Origin of the sequence: Streptomyces sp. YS415 (assembly GCF_023544665.1) — a bacterium.
Taxonomy (GTDB): domain Bacteria; phylum Actinomycetota; class Actinomycetes; order Streptomycetales; family Streptomycetaceae; genus Streptomyces.
This window is the reverse complement of sequence record NZ_JAMJFL010000057.1, coordinates 1-21,114: the sequence shown is the minus strand read 5'-3', so window position 1 is coordinate 21,114 and position 21,114 is coordinate 1. Positions and strand designations below refer to the sequence as shown.

Genomic DNA, 21,114 nt, shown 5'->3' with positions numbered 1-21,114 from the left:
CTGAACCGTTCCGGGTTTGATCGAGACTCTAGATCTTGACTGTGACCTGGTGTTTTGCGGTCTCGTTGTAGTAGTCGGTCTCGTATTCGGCGGGTGGGATGTGCCCTATTTCACCGTGGAGTCGGCGGTGGCAGTACCAGTCGACCCACTCGGCGGTGGCCAGCTCGACCTCGGAGAGCGTCTTCCAGGGGCGGCGGGGCTTGATCAGCTCGGTTTTGAACAGGCCGATCGTGGACTCCATCAGGGAGTTGTCGTAGGCGTCGCCGACCGATCCGATGGACGCGGCGATGCCTGCCCGGTCGAGGTGCTCGGCGAGCGCGAACGACGTGTACTGCGACCCGGCATCGCTGTGATGTATCAACTTGCCTTTCTGGTGCGGCCGTTGGTCCCGGTCTCGTTGCCATAGAGCCATCTCGAGAGCGTCCAGGACGAGGCGTGTTTCCTTCGACGTGGCCGCGGACCACCCGACGATTCGGCGGGAGAAGGTGTCCACGACGAAGGCGACGTAGACGACGCCGGCGAACGTGGCGACGTGGGTGAAGTCGGCGACCCAGCAGCGGTTGGGGGCGGGGGCGACGAAGTCACGGTCCACCAGGTCCGGGGCCCGCTGAGCGCTCTCGTCGGGAATGGTGGTGATCACCTTCTTGCCACGGACCGCGCCGGTGATGCCCATGTCGCGCATGAGGCGCTCGACGGTGCAGCGGGCCACCGAAACGCCCTGCCGGTTCAGGTGCCGCCAGATCTTGCGGGCGCCGTAGACACGGTAGTTGGCCTCGTACGCCTGAGTGATCAGGGTCTTGAGTTCGGCGTCGCGGACGGTGCGGGCCGCGGGTGTGGCCTGGCGTTTGTGGTGGGCGTAGTAGGTGGAGGGGGCGATCTTGCAGTCGTGTTCGGTGAGGACCCGGCAGATCGGCTCGACGCCGCCGAAGCGGTCCTTGTGCTCGTCGATAAACGCTACGAGCGTGTGTGTGGCCGGTCGAGCTCGGCCGCGAAGAAAGACGCCGCGGCCTTGAGGATGTCGTTGGCCCGTTTCAGCTCGGCGTTCTCCTTCTTCAACCGCTTCAGCTCGGCCGACTCCTCGCTCGTCGTTCCTGGCCGGGAGCCGGTGTCGATCTGGTCCTGCCGCACCCACTTGCGCAGCGTCTCGGTCGTGCCGATGCCCAGCTTCTGGGCGACCGCTTTCATCGCGGCCCACTCGGTGTCGTACTCCGGCCGCACCTCGGCGACCATGCGCACCGCACGACGGCGCAGCTCAAGAGGGTATTGGGAAGGACGTGCCATAACTCGATCCTCTCAAACGATCGAGTCCCTACCGAACCCGGAGCGGTTCACCCACCACGTCTTCGTGGTGTCGTCGAACGATGCGATCGTGCGAAGCCGGTTCAGCTGCGCTTTCCATTGCGGATCGGCGGCTGGCGCCGCCCAGATGGTGACCTGCAACACCCATGCTTGGTCAGGGGAGTTCGGCGAACTGGTCATGCCCTGACGGTAGATGCTGCCACTGACAGAGCCCCGGTCGGGTGAAGCCGCGCTTGGCCCAGAACCTCCGCCGTGCCGAGAATGTACTGACAGACAGGCTGGCAGGTGTCACGTGGGGTGTTCGTCGAGGAGCTGGGGGCCGTTGTTGCGGACGTTGTTGACGGCGGTGGAGACGGGCCGGGCCTGCAGGCGGCCTTGGGCCGGCTGGTCGAGCAGCGCCCGCAGCTCGTCAGGGTCCTGGTGGCCGGGGTCGAGCCAGGCGTCGTAGTGGTCGGGGGTGAGGGCGAGCGGCATGCGGGGGTGGACACGGCCGGCCGCGTCGGTGGCTTCGGTGGTGATGATGGTGCAGGTCATCAGCCAGGCGGCCGGGTCGTCGTCCTGCTGGACGGCCGGGTCGCGCCAGTACTCGTACAGACCGGCCAGGGCCATCACTTGCTCGTCCTGGGGGTGGATGAAGTACGGCTGTTTGCGGGCCTTGCCGGTGGCCGGATCCTTGATCTGTTCCCACTCGTAGAAGCCGTCGGCGGGCAAAAGGCAGCGGCGCCGAGCAAAGGCGCGGCGATAGGCGGGCTTCTCGTGCACCGTCTCCACCCTCGCGTTAATCATCCGTGCGCCCACCTTCACATCCTTCGCCCACGACGGCACCAGGCCCCAGAGCAGCGGCCGCAACTCCCGCTGCACCGTGTCGCTGTCCTCTTCGCCGCGCGGTGAGCGCTCAAGGACGGCCCACACGTCGTCGGTCGGGGCGACGTTCCAGTTCGGCGCGAGCGTCTCCTTCGCGGGGACGTCGGGCACCTGGAAGAGCGGAGCCAGTTCCAGCGGGCTGCGAGTGGATGCGTATCGACCACACATACCGCCACTCTTGCACTTCTGTCGGCGTCGGTGTGACGTTGGCGAGGTGAGCCGCTGGTCTCTCGCCGACTTCGTCTGGCAGGGGCGGCAGGACTCGAACCTGCGGCATCCGGTTTTGGAGACCGGCGCTCTGGCCAGCTGAGCTACGCCCCTTCGGTAGGAGTCAGCGTGGCATGACCGACCGGCTCTTATCTACGGGATTTCTGCTCAGAGAAGCCGCAGGACGCCGACGACCTTGCCGAGGATGCGTGCGTCGTCGCCGGGGATTGGCTCGAAGGACGGATTGCGCGGCATCAGCCACACCTGTCCGTCCTGTCGCTTTGCTTCAAGACCTTCACGGTGGTCTCGTCGTCCAAGAGCGCGGCGACGATGTCGTCTCGGTGGTCGGCACTGTCCTGGTGGGCGAGGCCGAGCACGTCCAGGGCGAGCGGCTGCAACTGAATACCGCCAGAACGGCATCTACGAAGCATGAGAAAGCAGCCGCTGCCCCTTGAAAAGCGCCGAGCCCGAGCCCAGCTGAAGCAGCACGCTCGACGCTGGGGCCTGTGGGCACTGATCCTGGCCGGCGCATGCATTCTGCTCGGCGTACTGCCCTGGCTGATCTGGCAAGGCCCCTACAGAATCGACGCCGCCCACCTCGATGAGGCCGAACTGAAGAAGGGCTCGGCAGCGCTCGTGACCGGCCTGCGCACGGCCGTTGTTGCGTTCGCGGCCGCGTTAGGTGCTGGCATCGCGCTGCTCTACACCGCGCGCACCTACCGCCTGACCCGGCGCGGCCAGATCACCGACCGTTTCACCAAAGCCCTCGAACGCCTCGGCTCAGACGAGGTCTACGTACGCATCGGCGGCATCCTTGCCCTTGAGCAGATCGTTCAGGACGCCCCCGAGCAAGCTGCCACCGACGCCGCCCGCGTCCTCGGCCACTTCATTCGTGAGCGTGCCCCCAAAGCAGCATCCCCGCCCAACCCCGACGACCCTGAGAACCACCCGCAGAGCGAACCCCTGCCCGACGAACCGGCAGCCGACATCCAGGCAGCCCTCACCGCCCTCACCCGCGCCGAATCCCGCACCCACGTCGACCCCCGCGAACCCCTCGACCTCCACGGACTCCACCTCACCGGCGCCCAACTCACCGAAGCCGACCTCACCCGCGCAGACCTGCACAGGGCGACGCTAACGAAGGCCAATCTGAACAGGGCGACGCTCACGAGGGCCGACCTGACCGGGGCGACGCTAACGAAGGCCCACCTGACCGGGGCAACGCTCACGAGGGCCGACCTGCGCGGGGCGACGCTCACGGATGCCGACCTGCACGGGACGACGCTCACGAGGGCCGACCTGACTGGGGCGACGCTCACGGATGCCGACCTGCGCGGGGCGACGCTCACGAAGGCCTTCCTGGGCGGGGCGATGCTCACGAAGGCCTTCCTGGGCGGGGCGACGCTCACGGATGCCTTCCTGACCGGGGCGACGCTCACGGATGCCTTCCTGACCGGGGCGACGCTCACGAAGGCCAACTTGACCGGGGCGACGCTCACGAAGGCCCACCTGCACAGGGCGACGCTCACGAAGGCCGACCTGACCGGGGCGACGCTCACGGATGCCGACCTGGGCCGGGCGACGCTCACGAAGGCCAACCTGCATGCGGCTGACCTGTCGAGGGCCATCGGGCTGACCCCAATGCAGGTGGCATCGGCTTACACCAGCGAAAACACCAAATTGCCAGCAAACGTCGCCACATCAATTGGACCAGTGACGAGCGAGAATTAAGCACGTCTGGTGTTCTGGCCCAGCACTATGTGGCATTCGATCCAATTAAGCACGTTTAGGCACGTGGCAGGTACCCGGCCACCGCGGACGATCCGCCACACGCCCCCTCGGCCGCACTTACTGTAAGCCGGACCGCTTGCCGTACGGGCCAGAGCTTTGACACACGATGTCCCCCGATCTCCGCGATGGAGGTACCGCACGACCGGAGAGTTCGGCTTGGCCACCGCACCCTCATTCGCCCGCGGCTTGCGGACGGCAACCCTTCCGCCCGTGACCACGTACGGAGCCGTGCGCGTGGCCTTGGCAACTCCCGCCCACGCCGGCGTCACAGACATCGGGCCGAGCCCGATCACCGCACGGCCGTCACTTCTCGTCGACATCTCAAGCAGGGCTGATCAACACGCCGTCGAAACTCGTCGAGAAGCGCTGTCCCTTGGGGTGAACGAAGCCAGATGATCCCCGCATGCCCGAGCAACGCATCGAGCAGGTAGATACGAGAGCAGGAAGTGCGCCCCCTGGTTGGAGTGTCGAGGCCTTGGCGGGGCTGCATTGCGCCTGCGGGAAGTCGTGGCTGATCTCTATCGCTGTGGCTGGTTTGTGGTGCATGGTGGTGGCTGTGGGATCGCTTGCTCCCTGGCGGCGGACCCTCTTTCGGGCCCTGTCGTTGCACCCCTGCGACAGGGCCCGCCGCGCCTCCCGGCTCCCCACGGGAGGCCACGCGGCTGCCCTCGCGTAGTGCCTATCGCATTGACCGCCTGGTAGTTGGTCGCGCCGGGGCCGGGGGCACTCCCCGGCAGCAAGGCCGCCAATCCAAAGTTCAGGAACCCTGCTCGGCGGACAGGTCGCCGTTGAGATGGTTACGGGCGGCCGTCAAGAAGGCTGTTACAGCTGCAGTGAGTTCGGCGTGAGCATCTGTTAGAGCCGCATGATCGCGGATGAGCCTGGCGTGAGCATCCGTCAGGGCGGCAACAAGACGGGCGTCGACTACCCCACCTAGTCTGGCGATCAAGCTCAGACTGATTTGGTGATAAGGCCGGCTGGTCAGCATGCGGATGCCCTCAGCCGTGGAGATGACGCGCCGGGCGCGTTCCGCGACCTGCGTCGGTCCCTCTAGCTCCACGACGACGTACGCGTCCTGCAGAGGCTTAACGTCAGCGTTGAGGCGAAGCATCCTCCCTGCCGCCTGCTGCAACTCACGGCCAACCTGGGAGGGGTCGCGCCCCACTGCAGGGGGAGGTGCCACGTACTGCGGGTCCATGGAAACGCGGTACGCCGTTGCAGCCTTCGCGAAAAGCGCATAGACATCACGTTGGTGTTGCCGTCGCACAGCATCGACGGGCCCTCGGTGGGCTCCCCGGGCCTGCGCACGCCCGGCCGCGTATGCTGCCGTAGCAGCGATGACAGCCGTGGGTGTTGCTACTAAGGCGGCGATGACGGCGGAGTCCATAACGGGCAATCGTGTCGGACATCGCGAGCACCCGCAGCAGCCTGCGCAAAACTCCGCTCCGAGGTTGTCTCCGTACCGAAGCACCTTCGAATATCTCGGCGATACCCCAGGTACGTCCCCCTCGCTGTACGGGACCGAGAGCAGTGCGGCCAGTACAACGATGGGCCCATGAGCACGGCAGGCCGTAACACCGTCTCGGGACGCACTTACCGCCGCACCCGCCCGCGCGGGTTCGCCGACTCCCCGAAGCCCGACACCCTGCGCCTGGTCGAGCAGGTCCGTACAGTCCTCGATGAGTACCGACCTGCCGGTGACCGCCCGTCAGGTCTTTTACCGACTGGTCCGCGCCGTCCGGTATCCCGAGGAGGAACGCGCCTACGACCGGCTGCAGGAGGCCCTCAACCGGGCCCGCCGCGCGAGGCTGATCCCGACGGATGCCATCCGCGACGACCGGGCCGCCTCTGCCGGTCACTTCTTCGGGTACAACGGCCCGGCGGAGTTCTGGGACTCTGTCCGGGCGTCCGCGTTCTACTACTCCCGGCCGCTGGACGAGGGTCAGCCGCGGGCGGTCGAGGTGTGGATCGAGGCCCAGGGCATGATGCCGACGGTCGCCGAGGTCACCCAGCAGTACGGCGTGGTCGTCTACTGCTTCCGGCGGGTTCGAGCCGGTCTGTGCCAAGCACGATGCCGTCGCCCGCATCGCCTACCGCGAGGTGCCCACCACCGTGCTCAGCATGGTTCTCCCGGGCTTCCGAGGGTGTGGCATGACGCTGCGCTAGCTGCGTGACCTGGGGTTTTCTCTAACATCTCTGGGGCTGTCGTGATCGTTGCGACACGTTGCACAAGAGATTCGGAGGAGACCCTTGAGGGCCTTTCCTGTTCAACTCCCATCCGGCATCCGCTACTGGACCGTGATGGACGAGGACCTGGCCGTCGTACCGGAGGCGGACGCGTTCTTGCGGCACGTACGGTTCGGCCGGGACCAGGCGGAGCTGACGACCCGTACGTACGCCGGGCACATCGCGCTGTACCTGCGCTGGTGCATGCGGACGGGCCGCGACTGGCGGGTGGCGGCCGCGGAGCTGGGGATGTTCATCGTCTGGCTGAAGTACGGCACGAAGCAGGTCACGGGCATCGACCGCCCCTCGGGCAGCGGCCTGGTGCACCCCGGGCCCGGGGCCGAGGCCGTGCGCGAGCCGGCCCGGGTCCAGAACATCCTCACGGGAGTGCGCCAGTTCCTGCTGCACGGCATCACCGCGAAGACGGTCCCCTTGCACGTGATGGCCCAGATGTACGAGGTCGCGGAGAACTGGGATCTGCCGGAGCAGGCTCGCGGGGAGGATGTGACGGGCTACCGGATGCGGCCCCGGCACCGGGTGCAGGTCCCGCGCAAGAAGGGTGAGCGGGCCGAGGACCGCGAGATCGTGGAGTTGTTCCTGGCGTGCCGCAACGCGCGGGACCGGTTTATCGTGCTGCTGCTCGGCCGGGCCGGACTGCGTCCGGGAGGCGCGGCCGGGTTGCGGCGCGAGGACATGCACTTCATGCTGGACTCTTCGGCGCTCGGCTGCCCGAAGAAGGGCTCTCATCTGCACACGCTGCGGCGGGACAACGTCAACGGGGCCTGGGCGAAGCGGCAGCCGACGGCGGCGCCGGGCCGGTGGAAGCCTGTCGACCACCTGGTGGTGCTCGCCTACGACCAGTACGTGATGGAGCGGATGGAGTTGCCGCACGGCCCGGACAGCGACTTCGTGCTGGTGAACCTGTTCGCCGAGCCGCTCGGTGCGCCGATGACTGCGGACAGCATCACCGAGTTGTTCGGGCGGCTGTCCAGGCGGGCCGGGTTGAGCAGGAACGTCACGCCGCGCATGCTGCGGCGCGCGGCGGGCAGCAACCTTGCGGACGCCGGCGGCGGCCAGGACGAGATCGCCGCGCTGCTGGACCACTCTCGGCTGTCCAGCGCGGAGCCCTATCTGACGCCGGCCCCGGATCGGCTGCGGGACGCGGTGAACGCGGTTCCCTCGCCGCGCGAGCTCACGGGCGGTGCCCGGTGACGACCTTCCTTGCGCCGGTCCTCGACGAACCGGGTCCGGGCCCCGATGCCTCCGACGCCGAGCTGACGACGTTCCTGTGGTCGATGATCCGAGAGGACTTCCTGACCGAGGCCGGCTGGGACGCCGAACGCCGCGTCATGACGCCCGAAGGCCATCCCACCATGGGCGGCAGGCACTGCCCCGTGCCCAACTGCCAGTCCCCGGTGCGGGGGAAGAAGCTGTGCAGTACGTGCTACTCACGCCACCGCAAGTCCGGGATACCGGCGGAGGAGTTCATCAAGATCCCCCGCATCTCGCGTCACCTGCACCTGGGCACCGGGACCTGCCGCGTCTCCGGCTGCGAGCGTCCGTGGAACAACTCGGGGGCGGAGCCGGTATGCCGCGCCCACCGCTGGCAGAAGATCAAGCACGGCGGCACCCTTGAGGAGTTCCTCGCCGACCCAGCCATCAAGGGCCTGCCCGGCCTCGGCGACTGCTCGGTGCTCGCATGCAACCGCCAGGCCGTCAGCGAGTTCGGCACGCGCTTGTGCCATCCGCACGGGAAATCTCTGCCCGCCCTGCGCCGGAAGCCCGGATTCGACGAGGAAATGTGGCTGCGGACGGCGCCGTCGGGCAGCTACGGCATCGAGATCAGCTTTCGAAGCCTGCCTGAACTCGTCGTTGCTCAGCTGCTGTTCGGGCTCCAGCACCGCTGCCACCGCGGCGCCCGCACCGAGGCCGGCAACTTCCGCGCCCTGATCGACAAGACGGTCCGCCCCTCGCTCGCCCAGCGCCTCGAAGACGTCCCCGACCCGGCCGCGAACAGCGACGCCCTGCGCCTGCTGAACCGGACCCGCATCTACGCGATCCGGGCGGCGAAGACTCCCGAGGGCGAGTACGCCAAGGACGAGTGGGACCTGGTGGCCTTCGGGCACCGCGGCTACCTCGTCTTCACCGACATCCACCAGCCCTGGCTGAGGGAGAGCGGCAAACGCTGGGCCCGCGACTACCTCTCCAAGGTCCGCTCCAAGAGCTCGGCCTCGCACGCGCAGCAGCACCTTCACGGCCTGGTCAAGCTCTCGGACACCCTGCGCGCACGGCCCGACCGCGGCCTGGACAAAGCCGCGCTGGCCCGCGCCGACATCGAGAACTTCCTGAACAGGATGTCGTCCCTGGAGACGAACGACGAGATGAGCACGCTCACGCGCATCGCTTACATCAGCAAGGCCCGCAACGTGCTCAAGCAAGGGCGGGCCATGGGCCTGACCCGCCCCGGGGAACCGCTGGCGGGCCTGCCGGACGACTTCGTCATCACCCGCGAGGACGTTCCCAAGCCACCGGAGCCCTCGGAAGAGGGCCAGGACCTCCCCGCCGAGGTGCTGCGCCAGCTCGGCACCCACCTGAACGCCTTCGAGGCGATGACCTGCTACGAGATGCGCCTCAGCGTCGAGCTGCTGATGGACACGGGCCGCCGGCCCGAAGAGATCTGCCGCCTGGAGCTGAACTGCCTCACCCGGGATGGCCAGGGCAAGCCGGTGCTGCTCTACAACAACTGGAAGGAACAACGGATCGGGCGCCAGCTGCCCATCCACGAGCCGACCGCGAAGCTGATCATCGCCCAGCAGAAACGCGTACGCGCCCGCTTCCCCGACCGCACCCCCTCGAAGCTGGTCCTGCTGCCCACCCAACCTGAACCTGCGCGGGGAGCGGTCGATCGACTCCAACCACCTCAGCGCCATGCACCGCGAGTGGGTCGAGTCCCTGCCCGACTTTGTCCTCGACGACGGCACCGTCTTCGACAAGGAGAAGATCTTCCCCTACACCTACCGGCACTCCTTCGCCCAGCGCCACGCGGACGCCGGTGTCGCCATCGACGTCCTGGCCGAGCTCATGGACCACGACAGCTACGAGACCACCAGGTCGTACTACCGGGTCAAGGAAGTTCGCCTGCGCGAGGCGGTCGAACGCGTCAGGAAGATGCAGTTCGACCGCCAGGGAAAGCGCATCTGGGGCACGGTCACCACAGTCCTCGACGCCGAGCGCACACGCCGGGCCATCGGCGCGGTCGTCGTCCCCTTCGGCACCTGCTCCGAACCCACCAACGTTGCCGCCGGCGGCGGAGCCTGCCCACTGCGCTTCCGCTGCGTGGGCTGCGACCACTTCTCCACCGACGTCTCCTACCTCCCCGACCTGCGGACCTACCTCGATGACCTGCTGAGGCAACGGGAGAAGCTGAAGTCGATGGCCGAGGCCGACGACTGGGCCCGCGCCGAGGCCACCCCTTCCGATGAGGAGATCACCCGCATCCGCGCCCTGATCCAGCGCGTCACTGACGACGTCGAGACGCTCACCGAGGCCGAACGCACCGAGATCCAGAAGGCTGCCGTGACCGTTCGCCAGATGCGGCAGAACTTCCTCGGCATGCCCCGCATCCGCCAGCCCCTGCCCGACCTCCGAGTGGAGCGACCCGCATGACAGCCCCCCAGCCCACCGTCCAGGCCATGCTCGAAGGCCGGCGTGCTGACACCGGACGTCGCCGCCAACGCGTGCTGGCGGCTCTCGCCGCCACCGCGACCTCCTCGCCCAGATCCACGCTCAGGCCGCCGAACCGGCCGCCACGCCCGGTGGCCACGGCCCGGCCGTCAGCAGGGCATCGCTCAAGGCCGACCTCGCGGCCGCCGATGCTCGCACGGCCCGTCTCGGCGCCCAGGTCCGCCGACTTGAGCAGCGCCTCAGCGAAGTGCTGGGCGACCAGGTCTGGCGCGAGTCCGGCATCGGAGGGCCTGACGACTCCGAGCAGCTCAAGGCTCGTATCACCACGCTCGAACAGCATCTGATCGACCTGGAGTTGAAGCTGCAAGAGCGAGACGACGACCTCGCTGCCGCCCGCGGGGCCAACCGCGAACTCATGGCCCAGCTCAATCGCGCGGCAGCCGCCGAACCCAGCTAACCCTCCACCGAAATCCACGGTTTGTACCGGAGCCCGCCCCTGCGGGCGGGCTCCGATGGGACCCTGGGACCACTACGGACAGGGGAGCACACCATGGGCCTGGACAACGTCACCCCGATCTCAATCGACCAGATGCTCAGGGCGCTCGCCGCGCTGGGACAAGAACACGTCGTCGACCCCGAAGTACGGCCCAACGGCCTGATCAAACAGGATGTCCCCGAACTCCTCGGCGCCCTGCTCGGGCTTGTCGAGACCGAGACCGCCACCGTGGTCGACCCGATGGAGGATCCGCCCCTCTCCCTTCACGGACTTCAGCAAGGCTGGCAGCACACGAGCGCTGACCGTGTTATCCACCGCGCCGTGCTCACCAACCGCCTTCGCCGCACGACGTTCGACATCCCCATGATCCTCGCCGACGTCGACCCTGACGACGAGGACGCTGCCGAACCTCTCGGCATCGCCGCAGCCGCAGCGAGCACCATGGCCGCCGCGGAATTCATCGACGCCCAGGACCACGTCGACCAGGACCGGTTGGACCAGGCCCTCGGGGAGGATCGGAACGACCAGTAGCGACAACTGGCCGATCTTGATTCCGGTTCGATGACTGCCGCGCAGCCTGGCGGGGCCCCTCCGGTCTCGGGGAACGTCGGTACAGCCGTTGACGCTGGGAACAATCATGGTTCCGTCGGCGGGAGCGTGCTGAACCCGGTTCCCGACGCCGCCGCGGTACGTGCGCCCCGAGGAGAGCCGCTTTCGCGGGTCCGGGCGCACCGAGCTGTGCCACGCCATGACTTCCCCGGGCCGAGCCCGCCGGCCGGCGGGAGCTTCTCGTTCAGAACGCCTGGCGCATCATCCACTCGCCCTTCCCGCTCACCTTGTGCTCTCCCTCGAGAGGGTACGCAAGGGCAGCGGTGATTTTGGTCGTCCCGTCATCCGAGACAAGCTCCACGGCGTTCCGGCCGATGGTGCCGGAAAGTTCCTGAAAGCCGTGCAGGTGGTCGTGTGTTGTCACGGTGACGTCTCGAACCTCCCTGAGGTCCCCCCGGTAGTCCCGCAGCTGGAGCCTCAGGTTGTACTGGTAATCGCCCCCCTCGCCCGGCCAGATGCCCTGGAAGGTGAGCCGGTCGCCCTCTAGTTGCAGTTCTCCGGTGATCGTCTTCGCCATGTCATGCCTCCTGGATGTGTGTGGGGTGCGGGCTTCCCTCCACGTGAGACGCCTGCCTGGTCAGCCGGCAAGCGGACGCAAATGCCTCCCGCAACACAGAAAGTACCCCCTCAGTCGCTATGTGTAGCGAAGGCTCAGGTGATGACGCGGTTAACGCCCTGAGGGCATCACCCGGACTGCGGGCGCAGGGACATCAATACAGCGGGCAGACGAAGAGCCATCACAGTCCGGCCGGTAGCCAGCGCCGGTACCGGCCCTGCGATCGTTCTACGAACCGCGGCCGAGACTCCAACCGGTGTGCTAGCCGACCGTGATCGTTCTCAGAGCCAATGGCTGTACCGATGTCCCCCCGAGGCCGACCACGCGCTTGTTGCTCTGGACGGCGCCGAAGGTTCCCTCGCTCAGGCCCTGCTCACCCTGCACCTTCTTCGCCTCCAGATCCGTGCGATCCGGATGCAGGAGTGACGGTTCACCGAAACCGTGCACCACATGTGTTGCACCCGCTATGATCTTCAGGACCGCCTCTGAGCTGCGATGATTACCCTCGCACACTCGTGAAGCCCCGGAGAAACATCGGCGACTACGACCCCAGCGGGCTAAGCATCCTGGACGCCGCCGCCTAGGACGTCGCCACGTTCGTCGCCGAGTTGGGCGGCATCCCGCCGACCCTGAAGCGGCTGGCCGCCACTGAGACTTGCGAGCAGTCGATAGGACCAGGCAGGCCTCGTTTGGGGCCGACAACTACTCTGCCGAACTGGAGGCACTGAAGGTGTTCGCCGACGAACCGTGCGAAGAGACAGTCGTTGTGGTCACACCCGCACCCTGACCGTGAACCCCGTCCTGCTCGGAGCGCGGGACCTCGCGTCGGTGGTCCCGTCTTCTATGGCTACCCGCGACGCTGATAACTGGACCGGCGCCTGCGGGAGATCGGGCTCTGACGTTTCCCCTACTGGCTCTCGATTGAGAAGCCGTCGCGTCCCACGCAGAGAGGATCGAGGCAGTGCCAGAGGACGGACACGTCCGGGTCGACGCTGTCGGTCAGGCTTGGCACGGGTCGGCAGCTGATGCGACCCATGTGGCCGCAGTGGGGGCACGGCTGGTCACGGAGGCGGCTGGCCTCGGACTGGGAGTAGACCGTCTTCGCAGTGCTCATACTCGGACGGTATGGCGCTTTCTCCTACGTGTTCCCCTCTGACCGTCCGCCGCGTCGTGCCACCCGAACGTGTCTGCCCTGCCAGGCTCCCCGTTCTGGCGGCGCTATTGCTGCCGCCAGGGCCTCTCGGACGGCTGGGCATCGGTGATGGTGCGCCGGCCGGTCCCAGTGCGCTTCCAGCTCAGCCACGCTCCGGCGGCGAGGGCGGCGACAAAGGCGGCCTCGACGAGCACCGTCTCGAGGGGTCCGCCGCGTCGCGAGATGCTCACGATGCCGCCGATGGTGAGCGCAGTGAGAAGCAGGGCGAGTAGCAGCCAGAAGTACTTCACGATGCCCCCAGGAGTGGTGAGGGGTGCAGGCTAACCGTCCGCACCTGGCGGAGGTGGTCGTTTTGAGCATCAGGAGCCGGGCGCCCAGCTGTCTCAGGACAGGTTGCGTTTCCGCAGGCCCGCTTCGGCAGTCACGACGGCCGGGCTGACATCTGTGGGCGGGCTCTCCCTGCCGACCCCTCCCGGCACCGATGGCCAGTCCACGAGAAGGGAGGGGTCCGGTCAGTCGTTCCCGAAACTCACCTCGTATGGGGACTGGAACATGTCTTCCGTCATTCCAAGCTGCTTGGTGATAACCAATGCGGCGATGGGAGTGCTCTTCCGGAAGTCGCCTGCGGGAGGGGAGGTCAGGCACGCCGTGTGGTCGGGGGTAGAGGCGTCGGCTTCCTGGAACTCGCTGGGGAGGACACAGTCGTCCGGGGCTTTCCCGAGGCCTGCGCACACCGGCCTCATGCTGGTGTTGCCCCGGCGGGAGTCGTGGATGCCCACAGCTACGCTGCCTCCCCCTGCAAAATCAGGCAGGCTCTCGCGGTACTCGAAGTAGCTGCCGGAGTGGGCCCCGCAGTAGCCGAACATGGGGTCGCCGAATGCCTCCTGGTACGGAGTGCGGTTGATGGTCAGCCGTAGCGGTCCGAACGAAAACGAGGGGCGGAATTCTGTTTTGTCCGCGTAGATCCCCACGGATAGTACGGTGATGTTCTCTGGGTCCACCAAGAGCTGGATGCGCTCCCATGTCCGGTTGTATTGGTAGACCCGGTTACCGGATGCCAGCCTCTTTGTGAAGTGAGGCTTGTCGTCCATGATCTCGATCGCGCGGTCCAAGGTGTGCCCCGGTCTCAGCTGCTGCACCAGCTTCTGCTCTTCCTCCACTGCGGAGTCCTTGGTGATGGTTTTGACCGCCCACACACCGCCGCCGATCACAGCGATCAATGCTGCCAGCGCCCCTAGTAGCCGCTCAATCGTCTTCCACTTCCGCCCGTGCCGCCCAGTCCCTGGGGAATTCGACGAGTTCGACTCAGCCTGGTCGCCGGTGTCCATCGCAGTGCCGCGCCTCCTCGTTCCAGCCGGGCCCCTGCACGCATCGTCTCCAACAGGTGGGGCCTGTGACGGTCTACTGCTTGATCTGTCTTACCGTGGTCAGCAGCAGTCGGCAGTTCTTGACTGCCTCGTAACTGCTGCCCAGGGCCTGGTAGCGGTAGGAGCAACGGTGAGCTGACCACAGGCCCTTCCAGGCAGCGTACGGCCGCATGGCGTCTACCCATGTGCAATTGCCCAGCCATGTCTGGGCTCGGGTTGTATTGCGGAAGTGCCGGCGCAGCTCTCGCTCCAGGACTCCGCGGTCGAAGGACGCGTTGTAGGCGAGGCACCGGCGGCCGTTCAGGAGCCGGGAAAGACGAGGAACGAATGCGCTGAAGGCTGGCGCGGCCGCCGCTTGTCCTGGGGTGATCCCATGCAGTGCGGTCGCTGTGGGAGCGATGGCAGCGAACGGGTTGAGGTGTTCGTTGAAGAGCACGTCGCCGAAGCGGTCCGTCATGGCGATCTGCACGGCCCAGGGGTTGTGTGGCGCCGTGGTCTGCACGTCGAGTACGACCAGCTCGGGGTCGGAGAGGATGCCACGGGCCCACCGTCGAACGCGTTCCTGCTCGATCGGCCAGGAGACGGGCCGGTGCAGGGCCCGGATGGCATCGTCGAGCCGGAGGTGCTGTTCGCGGAGCGACTGCACGTGCCAGCGCCCATCGGCGTCGCGAGCCTGCGTGACGGCGTCGTCCATGCCTTCTGTTCAGGGCGAAAATCGCAGTTCAGCGACTTGCCCCGTACGCGGCCGCGAAGGAACGGTCGATCTCGGCAACCGCAGGCTGACCATCGCCGGACGCGCCCGGCCTCTCGACGACCTCACCCTGAAGCTTCTGACGGACTGGCTGGACCACCGGCGGCGCCGGTGGCCGAGCACCGCGAACCTCCACCTGCTGATCAACCACCAGACCGCCAACACGACCGGCCGGGCCAGCAACCACTGGCTCAGTGCTCCGCTTCGAGGGCAGGACACCACCTTGGAGCGGCTTCGCGTTGACCGGCAGCTCGAAGAGGCCCTGACCCACGGGGCTGACCCACTGCATCTCGCGGAGGTCTTCGGGCTCGACGAGAAGACCGCGATGCGCTACGCGGACTCCGCACGATCTCTGCTGGAACAGGCCGCTGAACAGCACCTTCGATGAAATCTGCTCGACCAGGACGCAGCATGAAGGGAATCATGGACGAGTGACGTCGACTGAAGCAGCAGCAATCGCTCTCCAAGACCATGCCGCTCTCTGGAGCATGAGGGAAATCCGCGCGAGCGATGTCGTGAATGCCGCCTGTGATGCGCTCGTCGCCGGACTCGACACCCCCGGCCTTCGAATGCTCGCCGCCTGCACGCGTGGCGAGGCGGACTACGACGTCCACGACCTGCTTCCCGCAGCACTCGACGAACTCGGCCTCGCCTTCTATCCGGTCGGCAGCGAGGCCGGTCAGGAAGCCGCCGCCCGAGCCCTCGCACGCCGCATGCTCGCAGGAGAGCTCACGCCTCGGGAGTTCACCTTCCGGATTCACCAGCGCTATGGACATGAGCTGCCTCTAACCGAGCGCCTCGCTGAACTCGACGACGAGTACGACATCCTCGAATACGGCGACAGAACCGTGGACCAGGTCGATGCCGAGGTCACCGCCGAAGCCCGCCGCCTCGCAGCCCACCCCACGGTTCCCGCCGAACCCACGGATTCGCCCAGCTGATGCACACGGACCGACCCGCGAGTTCCCGCTGAAGAGACTTCGGTTTCTCTGAACCCACGGGCCTCAACGGGCGTAAGTAGTTCCGGTGCAGAAAATGCCGAAAACGATCATGGCATTCCGGTTGCAGGCTGACGAACCGCACGACTTCGCTCAGGGGCGGGACACGGGACCACCTCAATGGGTCGGCTACTCAATAGCCCCGTCCCCCACCTGCCCTTGCCAGTAGGCCAGCTGGTGGCGGGCGGCCAAGGTGTTGGGGTGGTCGGGGCCCAGCACCCTCGTCCTGCCCCCAGCCGCTCGGCGTACGCGGCCGCGGCACCGGCCGCATCCCCCGCCTCCCCCGCGAGCAGACAAGGTTGTGGCGGGCGGTCAGGGCGTGGGGCAGGGTCAGCCTTCGCTCTGGCCGCCCGCCGTGAGATCCACCCAGATCCACGGCTTGTGGTGCCACGTACGAACGCGGCCTATGACGAGGTCAACGGCCGCTCCAACATGCGGCAGCTCCTGGGCAAGGCGCTGCACTCCGAGTTCGCTGCCGCGACGGATCATGTCCAGTGAGGCGCCCACAGGTTCGTACCCACTGAGCTCTGCCATGAGCCCCCATGGCTCATGGCTCGTGATGGTGGCTTGGACTGTGTCGCCTTCACGGAGCTCGCTGAGTGGTCGTCTTGATTCATCTGCCATGGCGGCATCATCCCCTTCGCCGTCGACCCACACACCGGGAGCAGACGCCGGTGGAGCAGGCCTTGAACCCGAAGCACGGCGAGCTCCCGGCCGCGGAGCACGGCACACCGGGGCCGGGAGCGGCGATTGCTCAGCACCCGGGGCTGGTGACCGGGGCCGGGGCGGAAGTGGAAACAGTCTTGTCTTCAAGCCGCACACGGGACCCACCCGATACCGCGAAGACCCGCGACATCAATTTGTCCGGCCCACGAGTTCACGATCATGAGCTTCTCGCCCCCTTAACTCCTGCCCGGCCTTGAGGACGGGTCCGCAACACGAGCAAGGGGGGATCCCTGATGGACCCGACCACGGCCGTCATCGTCTCGAGCGTCATCGCCAAGGTCTGCACGCTGCTGGCACTCTGGATCCACCTTTGCTGGCGGGCACGCCGTGAACAGCAACGGCAGCGATACCTTCTCCAGGTCACCGAGACGGTGATCTCGGACGGCCAGGTGGAGCTCGATGACTTGGACGGCGATGGCCACCGCCTGCACGTGAACATCACCCGCACTCCGGTTCCAGGGGAGGACGAGGCAGCGTGAGCAGCCATGACCCGGCGGACAGCGCCGACCGCCATGCGGCCGCGCCCGCTCCCCCCGGCCCGCCGGGCCAACGCCACCACGCCCGGCAGCAGACGGATGACGAGTTCTCCGCCTTCTATCGCGAGAACATCCGCCCCCTGACCGGCTTCCTGATCAACCACGGCGCCGCCGTGCAAGTGGCCGCCGACATCGCTCAGGAGATCATGACCGATGCCTACCGGAACTGGGACCGCATCACCCATCCGAAAGCCTGGGTCCACAAAGCCGCTTCACGCGCGCTCGTGCGCAAAATCGCCTCCGTCGAAGAACCCGTCGGCGAGGTAGCCGAACCCACCTCCCTGTTGCCCCGCCCCGACGCCATCGCGGAATGGGAGGCTCAGCACGACGCGCTACCCCTCCTGCGCAGTCTGCCGATGAAACAGAGCCAGGTCCTGGCCTGGACACTGGCAGGCTTCACCCCCACCGACATCGCAGACCACCTCGGTCTGCCGGCAGAGAACGTACGCGCCAATCTGAAAAAGGCCCGCCGCGCCGCAGCCGCCTACCTCAGGGCACGGGAGGAGGAAGAGTGACCCGCCACTTCGGCCCCAACGACCATGCCGCACATCGCTGGCTCACCCAGCATCAGCACGCCCTGACCCACGCCCTCGACGACCTCCTCGATACCGAAGCAGGCCTACGCGAAATCCTCCTCCACTCCCACCACGACACTGCAACAGACAACCTCGACACGGTCCTCGACACCGAAGCAGGCCTTGCCGCCATCCTCCCCACTCCCCCAACCCCACCGGCTGACACACACGACACACCACCCCACCACACCGATACAGCGGCACTCCTCCGCAGGCTCAGCCCCGCAGACCGAATGACCCTGCGGAACAACCCCGACGTCAAAGCAGCCAGCCAGGCCCTCGCCTTCACCCGCGCCCGCGGCCGCGACCGCGACCTCAGCCTCGCCCGCGTCCTCGCTCTCGCAGACGACCTCGCAGACGACCTCGCCGGCGACCTCGCCGACATCCGCGGCTTCGCCGATACCGGCGGCCTCGCCGTCTTCGGCGCCCTCGACCTCGCCCGCACTCTCGCCGGCGCTCGCGCCCGCATCGGCGTCCTCGGCCACGACCTCCCCGGCGACCTCGCCGACATCCTCGACCTTGCCCGCAGCCGCGCCGAGGCCCTCGCCTACGAGATCGCCGCCCTACCCGCCGATAGTCTTACCGGCGACATCGCCGACATCCTCGACCTCGCCAACGCCCGCGTCCTCGGCCTCGCTCGCGTCCTCGCCCTGGACCTCGCCGACGGCGACGCCCTCGCCCTCACCCGCGCCCGCGATGTCATCGTCGAAGTACGTGCCGCCGAGGTTGGGCGGGCCATCGGCCTGGCCCTCCACCGGGAGCCCTTCATGCTCAACAAGGATTCGCTGCACGCCCTCCTGGACGATTTCACCGCCACCGACCTGAGCAGCGCTGACCTGACCGGCACTGACCTCCGCGGCATCTACTGGTCCGAACACACCACGCTGTGGCCGCCGTCCATCGACGTCGAGGATCTCAAAACCCACTCGGACGAATCTCCGCCCGGCAGCGGTACCTGGATCGTCCGGTCCGGCACCGCCACCATCCGCGACCACGCCGAACGGTAAGACGTACTGGAAGCTGGCGGCACCCAGGGCAAGGAGCGCACGGATGGCTTGGTCCCATTCGCATGGCCGTCGTTCCAAGCCGGGTATCCCGTTGCCTCTGAACTTCCGGGCCCTCTTGCCGCGTCCGCTGGCAGTCCCGCCCTCCGCCTTCGGCGGTCCTCGAGGCAGTTCGTTCCTCGCGGGCGGGTGGTCGCCTTCGACCGGTTGCACGACGTCCCCCGCGTCGCCGGGCCAGGGGCGCGGCCGTCGGGCCGGTCAGCAACGGATGGGAAGGTCGACCGGGCGCCGGTCTGTGCGGCGGTCCTCGTCGGCAGCAGCTCCTCGTACAGAGAAGCGGCCAGGAGCGGGCACTGTCCGCACGAACCGAGCTGCTGTCAGAGGCACTTCATTGAGCACCGTGCTGGTGGAGGTGCCACTGTCGGTGCCTTCATGGACGATCGTCCCGAGGGTCACCGTGCGATAGGAGTACGTGGTCGAGATCGGGTCACAGCTCACGCTCTTTTCGCTGTCCAGCGTGATTCTGCCAGCACGACGACTGGGTCTGCCAGATGGACACAGCCGGTGGCCGAAGCCCGGGATGCTGCCCGTGTCTACAGAGATCTGAGGTCTGAACGCATCGCGCGCTGGAGAGCCTCTAGGGCCTCGCCTAATGCTTTCTGGGCCGCTGACCACTCTGAATCGATGCTCACATCAGGTTCATCGAAGCGGTCCCGCAGGTGTCGGAGTCTGAGAAAGGTCTGATCGGCAATGGCGCCCAGAGGTTCGGGCGCCATGATGTGCATTTCCGCAGTTCGGGAGGCTCTTCGTAGTGTGGATGTGGCGATCGGTGCCATGGGACGGCCGGGCTGGAGTACGACCGGAGGACGCGCGTGATCGACATCAGTGAGATCGGAGCTTTCCTCGGCCTGGACGTCGGGAAGGGCGAACACCACGCCACCGCCGTCACCCCGGCCGGGAAGAAGGCGTTCGACAAGCGGCTGCCCAACAGCGAACCGAAGCTCCGCGAGGCCTTCGGCAAGCTGCAGGCCAAGCACGGAACGGTGCTCGTGGTGGTCGACCAGCCGGCCTCGATCGGGGCCCTGCCGCTGGCGGTGGCCTGGGATATGGGTTGCCCGGTCGCCTATCTGCCTGGACTGACGATGCGGCGGATCGCGGACCTCTACCCAGGTGAAGCCAAGACCGACGCCCGCGACGCGTTCGTCATCGCGGACGCGGCCCGCGTCATGCCGCACACGCTCCGCTCGATCGACCTCGAAGACGAGACCATCGCCGAGCTGGAGATGATCGTCGGCTTCGATGACGACCTGGCCGGCGAGGCAACGAGGATCAGCAACCGGCTTCGGGGCCTGCTCACGCAGATCCACCCGTCGCTGGAGCGGGTCTTGGGCCCGAGAGCGCAGCACCCGGCCGTGCTCAAACTCCTCGACCAATTCGGCTCTCCGGCCCAGATCCGCAAGGCCGGACGCCGCAGGCTGGTGACGCTGATACGTCCGAAGGCCCCGCGGATGGCCGAGCGGCTGGTCGAGGACATCTTCACCACGCTGGACGAGCAGACCGTCGTCGTCCCGGGCACGGACGCAGCCGCCCTGATCGTTCCCAGTCTTGCCGGCTCGCTCCAGGCAGTGCTTGACCAGCGGAAACTGCTGGCCGCGAGGATCGAGGAACTGCTGGAGGCACACCCTCTTTCCAAGGTCCTGACGTTCATGCCGGGGATCGGCGTCAGGACCGGAGCCCGGATCCTCATCGACGTCGGCGACGGATCCAGTTTCCCGTCCGCCGCCCACCTCGCCGCCTATGCCGGCCTGGCCCCGGCGACCCGCAGCTCGGGCTCGTCGATCCGCGGCGAACAACCGTCCAGGAGAGGAAACAAGCAGCTCAAACGGGCCTTCTTCCTTTCCGCGTTCGCCGCCCTGGCCGACCCGGCCTCCCGCACCTACTACGACAAGAAGATCGCCCAAGGCAAACACCACACCCAAGCCCTGCTCTGCCTCGCCAGGCGCCGGGCCGACGTCCTCTTCGCGATGCTCCGCGACGGAACCTTCTACGAACCCCAGCCGACTACTTCGGGCTGAACCTCAGCACCCTCGCCACACACCGGGCAGTCACGCTCGTCGATCGAGTCGATCACGACCGGGTGACCACAGAAGTCGCACGGACGCATGGCCTCACCAGCCGCCCCCCGAACAGACACGTCATCACTCACGACAGCCACACTGCCAGACCCACCAGACACCGACCCGACCACCTTGACCAAAGACATAGGGGCACC

The 21,114-nt window shown here is 67.1% G+C and carries 21 protein-coding genes, 1 tRNA gene and 1 pseudogene; 13 read left to right on the top strand and 10 right to left on the bottom strand.

What is annotated here, in order from left to right; translation table 11 throughout:
* Window positions 1–28: 28 nt before the first annotated feature.
* The 5 genes and pseudogenes from M8H82_RS35460 to M8H82_RS35440 form a co-directional block, all read right to left on the bottom strand.
* A protein-coding gene (locus M8H82_RS35460; RefSeq protein WP_250079703.1) for an IS3 family transposase occupies window positions 29–1,281 on the bottom strand; the annotation gives its coding sequence in 2 pieces (ribosomal slippage) (window positions 29–999 and window positions 999–1,281; 1,254 coding nt in all).
* 12 nt (window positions 1,282–1,293) lie between these two features.
* Window positions 1,294–1,479 (bottom strand): hypothetical protein, encoded by a 186-nt coding sequence (locus tag M8H82_RS35455; protein ID WP_250079700.1) that lies wholly within the window; start codon window positions 1,477–1,479, stop codon window positions 1,294–1,296.
* Window positions 1,480–1,587: 108 nt separating this feature from the next.
* A complete protein-coding gene (locus tag M8H82_RS35450) occupies window positions 1,588–2,331 on the bottom strand; it encodes an SOS response-associated peptidase (RefSeq protein ID WP_284049743.1) in 744 nt (247 codons plus the stop codon).
* Window positions 2,332–2,407: 76 nt separating this feature from the next.
* Window positions 2,408–2,484, bottom strand: a tRNA-Trp gene (locus tag M8H82_RS35445).
* A 54-nt stretch (window positions 2,485–2,538) separates the two neighbouring features.
* Window positions 2,539–2,705, bottom strand: a pseudogene (locus tag M8H82_RS35440) (LexA family protein); the annotation flags it as partial.
* A gap of 94 nt (window positions 2,706–2,799) precedes the next feature.
* Between M8H82_RS35440 and M8H82_RS35435 the strand changes: the two are divergent.
* Entirely contained in the window at window positions 2,800–4,101 is a 1,302-nt protein-coding gene (locus M8H82_RS35435; RefSeq protein WP_250079696.1) for a pentapeptide repeat-containing protein, read from the top strand.
* A gap of 817 nt (window positions 4,102–4,918) precedes the next feature.
* Here M8H82_RS35435 and M8H82_RS35430 read toward each other — a convergent pair.
* Window positions 4,919–5,359: a hypothetical protein gene (locus tag M8H82_RS35430; RefSeq protein ID WP_250079693.1), complete on the bottom strand. Its 441-nt coding sequence runs from the start codon at window positions 5,357–5,359 to the stop codon at window positions 4,919–4,921.
* Between the two features lie 481 nt (window positions 5,360–5,840).
* Here M8H82_RS35430 and M8H82_RS35425 point away from each other — a divergent pair, with 481 nt between their 5' ends.
* From M8H82_RS35425 to M8H82_RS35400, 6 genes are all read left to right on the top strand, one after another.
* Window positions 5,841–6,335 (top strand): hypothetical protein, encoded by a 495-nt coding sequence (locus M8H82_RS35425; protein ID WP_250079692.1) that lies wholly within the window; start codon window positions 5,841–5,843, stop codon window positions 6,333–6,335.
* Between the two features lie 76 nt (window positions 6,336–6,411).
* Window positions 6,412–7,599: a tyrosine-type recombinase/integrase gene (locus M8H82_RS35420; RefSeq protein WP_250079690.1), complete on the top strand. Its 1,188-nt coding sequence runs from the start codon at window positions 6,412–6,414 to the stop codon at window positions 7,597–7,599.
* On the top strand, window positions 7,596–9,788 hold the full coding sequence (locus M8H82_RS35415) for a hypothetical protein (protein ID WP_250079688.1): 2,193 nt from the start codon (window positions 7,596–7,598) through the stop codon (window positions 9,786–9,788). Before M8H82_RS35420 ends, M8H82_RS35415 begins: the two co-directional genes overlap by 4 nt.
* Window positions 9,724–10,053: a transposase gene (locus M8H82_RS35410; RefSeq protein WP_250079686.1), complete on the top strand. Its 330-nt coding sequence runs from the start codon at window positions 9,724–9,726 to the stop codon at window positions 10,051–10,053. Before M8H82_RS35415 ends, M8H82_RS35410 begins: the two co-directional genes overlap by 65 nt.
* 265 nt (window positions 10,054–10,318) lie before the next feature.
* Window positions 10,319–10,528: a hypothetical protein gene (locus tag M8H82_RS35405; protein WP_250079684.1), complete on the top strand. Its 210-nt coding sequence runs from the start codon at window positions 10,319–10,321 to the stop codon at window positions 10,526–10,528.
* 93 nt (window positions 10,529–10,621) lie between these two features.
* On the top strand, window positions 10,622–11,098 hold the full coding sequence (locus tag M8H82_RS35400) for a hypothetical protein (protein ID WP_250079682.1): 477 nt from the start codon (window positions 10,622–10,624) through the stop codon (window positions 11,096–11,098).
* Window positions 11,099–11,360: 262 nt separating this feature from the next.
* Here M8H82_RS35400 and M8H82_RS35395 read toward each other — a convergent pair whose 3' ends face one another.
* The 4 genes from M8H82_RS35395 to M8H82_RS35380 form a co-directional block, all read right to left on the bottom strand.
* A complete protein-coding gene (locus M8H82_RS35395) occupies window positions 11,361–11,693 on the bottom strand; it encodes a hypothetical protein (RefSeq protein WP_250079680.1) in 333 nt (110 codons plus the stop codon).
* A 1,257-nt stretch (window positions 11,694–12,950) separates the two neighbouring features.
* The gene (locus M8H82_RS35390; RefSeq protein ID WP_250079678.1) at window positions 12,951–13,175 is read right to left on the bottom strand and encodes a hypothetical protein; all 225 of its coding nucleotides are present in this window, start codon (window positions 13,173–13,175) and stop codon (window positions 12,951–12,953) included.
* A 222-nt stretch (window positions 13,176–13,397) separates the two neighbouring features.
* A complete protein-coding gene (locus tag M8H82_RS35385) occupies window positions 13,398–14,213 on the bottom strand; it encodes a hypothetical protein (RefSeq protein ID WP_250079676.1) in 816 nt (271 codons plus the stop codon).
* 73 nt (window positions 14,214–14,286) lie between these two features.
* A complete protein-coding gene (locus M8H82_RS35380; protein WP_250079675.1) occupies window positions 14,287–14,946 on the bottom strand; it encodes a 3'-5' exonuclease in 660 nt (219 codons plus the stop codon).
* On the opposite strand from M8H82_RS35380, the gene M8H82_RS35375 reads away from it, so the two are divergent.
* The 6 genes from M8H82_RS35375 (at window position 14,945) to M8H82_RS35350 (ending at window position 20,917) form a co-directional block, all read left to right on the top strand.
* The gene (locus M8H82_RS35375; RefSeq protein WP_250079672.1) at window positions 14,945–15,391 is read left to right on the top strand and encodes a hypothetical protein; all 447 of its coding nucleotides are present in this window, start codon (window positions 14,945–14,947) and stop codon (window positions 15,389–15,391) included. The genes M8H82_RS35380 and M8H82_RS35375 overlap by 2 nt on opposite strands.
* A gap of 43 nt (window positions 15,392–15,434) precedes the next feature.
* Window positions 15,435–15,944: a hypothetical protein gene (locus M8H82_RS35370; protein ID WP_250079670.1), complete on the top strand. Its 510-nt coding sequence runs from the start codon at window positions 15,435–15,437 to the stop codon at window positions 15,942–15,944.
* Window positions 15,945–16,960: 1,016 nt separating this feature from the next.
* Window positions 16,961–17,206 carry a hypothetical protein gene (locus M8H82_RS35365; RefSeq protein ID WP_250079669.1) on the top strand — a complete coding sequence of 82 codons (246 nt, stop codon included), beginning with the start codon at window positions 16,961–16,963 and terminating at the stop codon, window positions 17,204–17,206.
* Window positions 17,203–17,778, top strand: coding sequence for an RNA polymerase sigma factor (locus M8H82_RS35360; protein ID WP_250079667.1), 576 nt, complete (start codon window positions 17,203–17,205; stop codon window positions 17,776–17,778). Before M8H82_RS35365 ends, M8H82_RS35360 begins: the two co-directional genes overlap by 4 nt.
* Before the next feature lie 293 nt (window positions 17,779–18,071).
* Window positions 18,072–18,845, top strand: a complete 774-nt coding sequence (locus M8H82_RS35355) for a hypothetical protein (protein ID WP_250079664.1) — start codon at window positions 18,072–18,074, stop codon at window positions 18,843–18,845.
* Between the two features lie 869 nt (window positions 18,846–19,714).
* Entirely contained in the window at window positions 19,715–20,917 is a 1,203-nt protein-coding gene (locus M8H82_RS35350; protein ID WP_250079662.1) for an IS110 family transposase, read from the top strand.
* Window positions 20,918–21,114 lie beyond the last annotated feature (197 nt).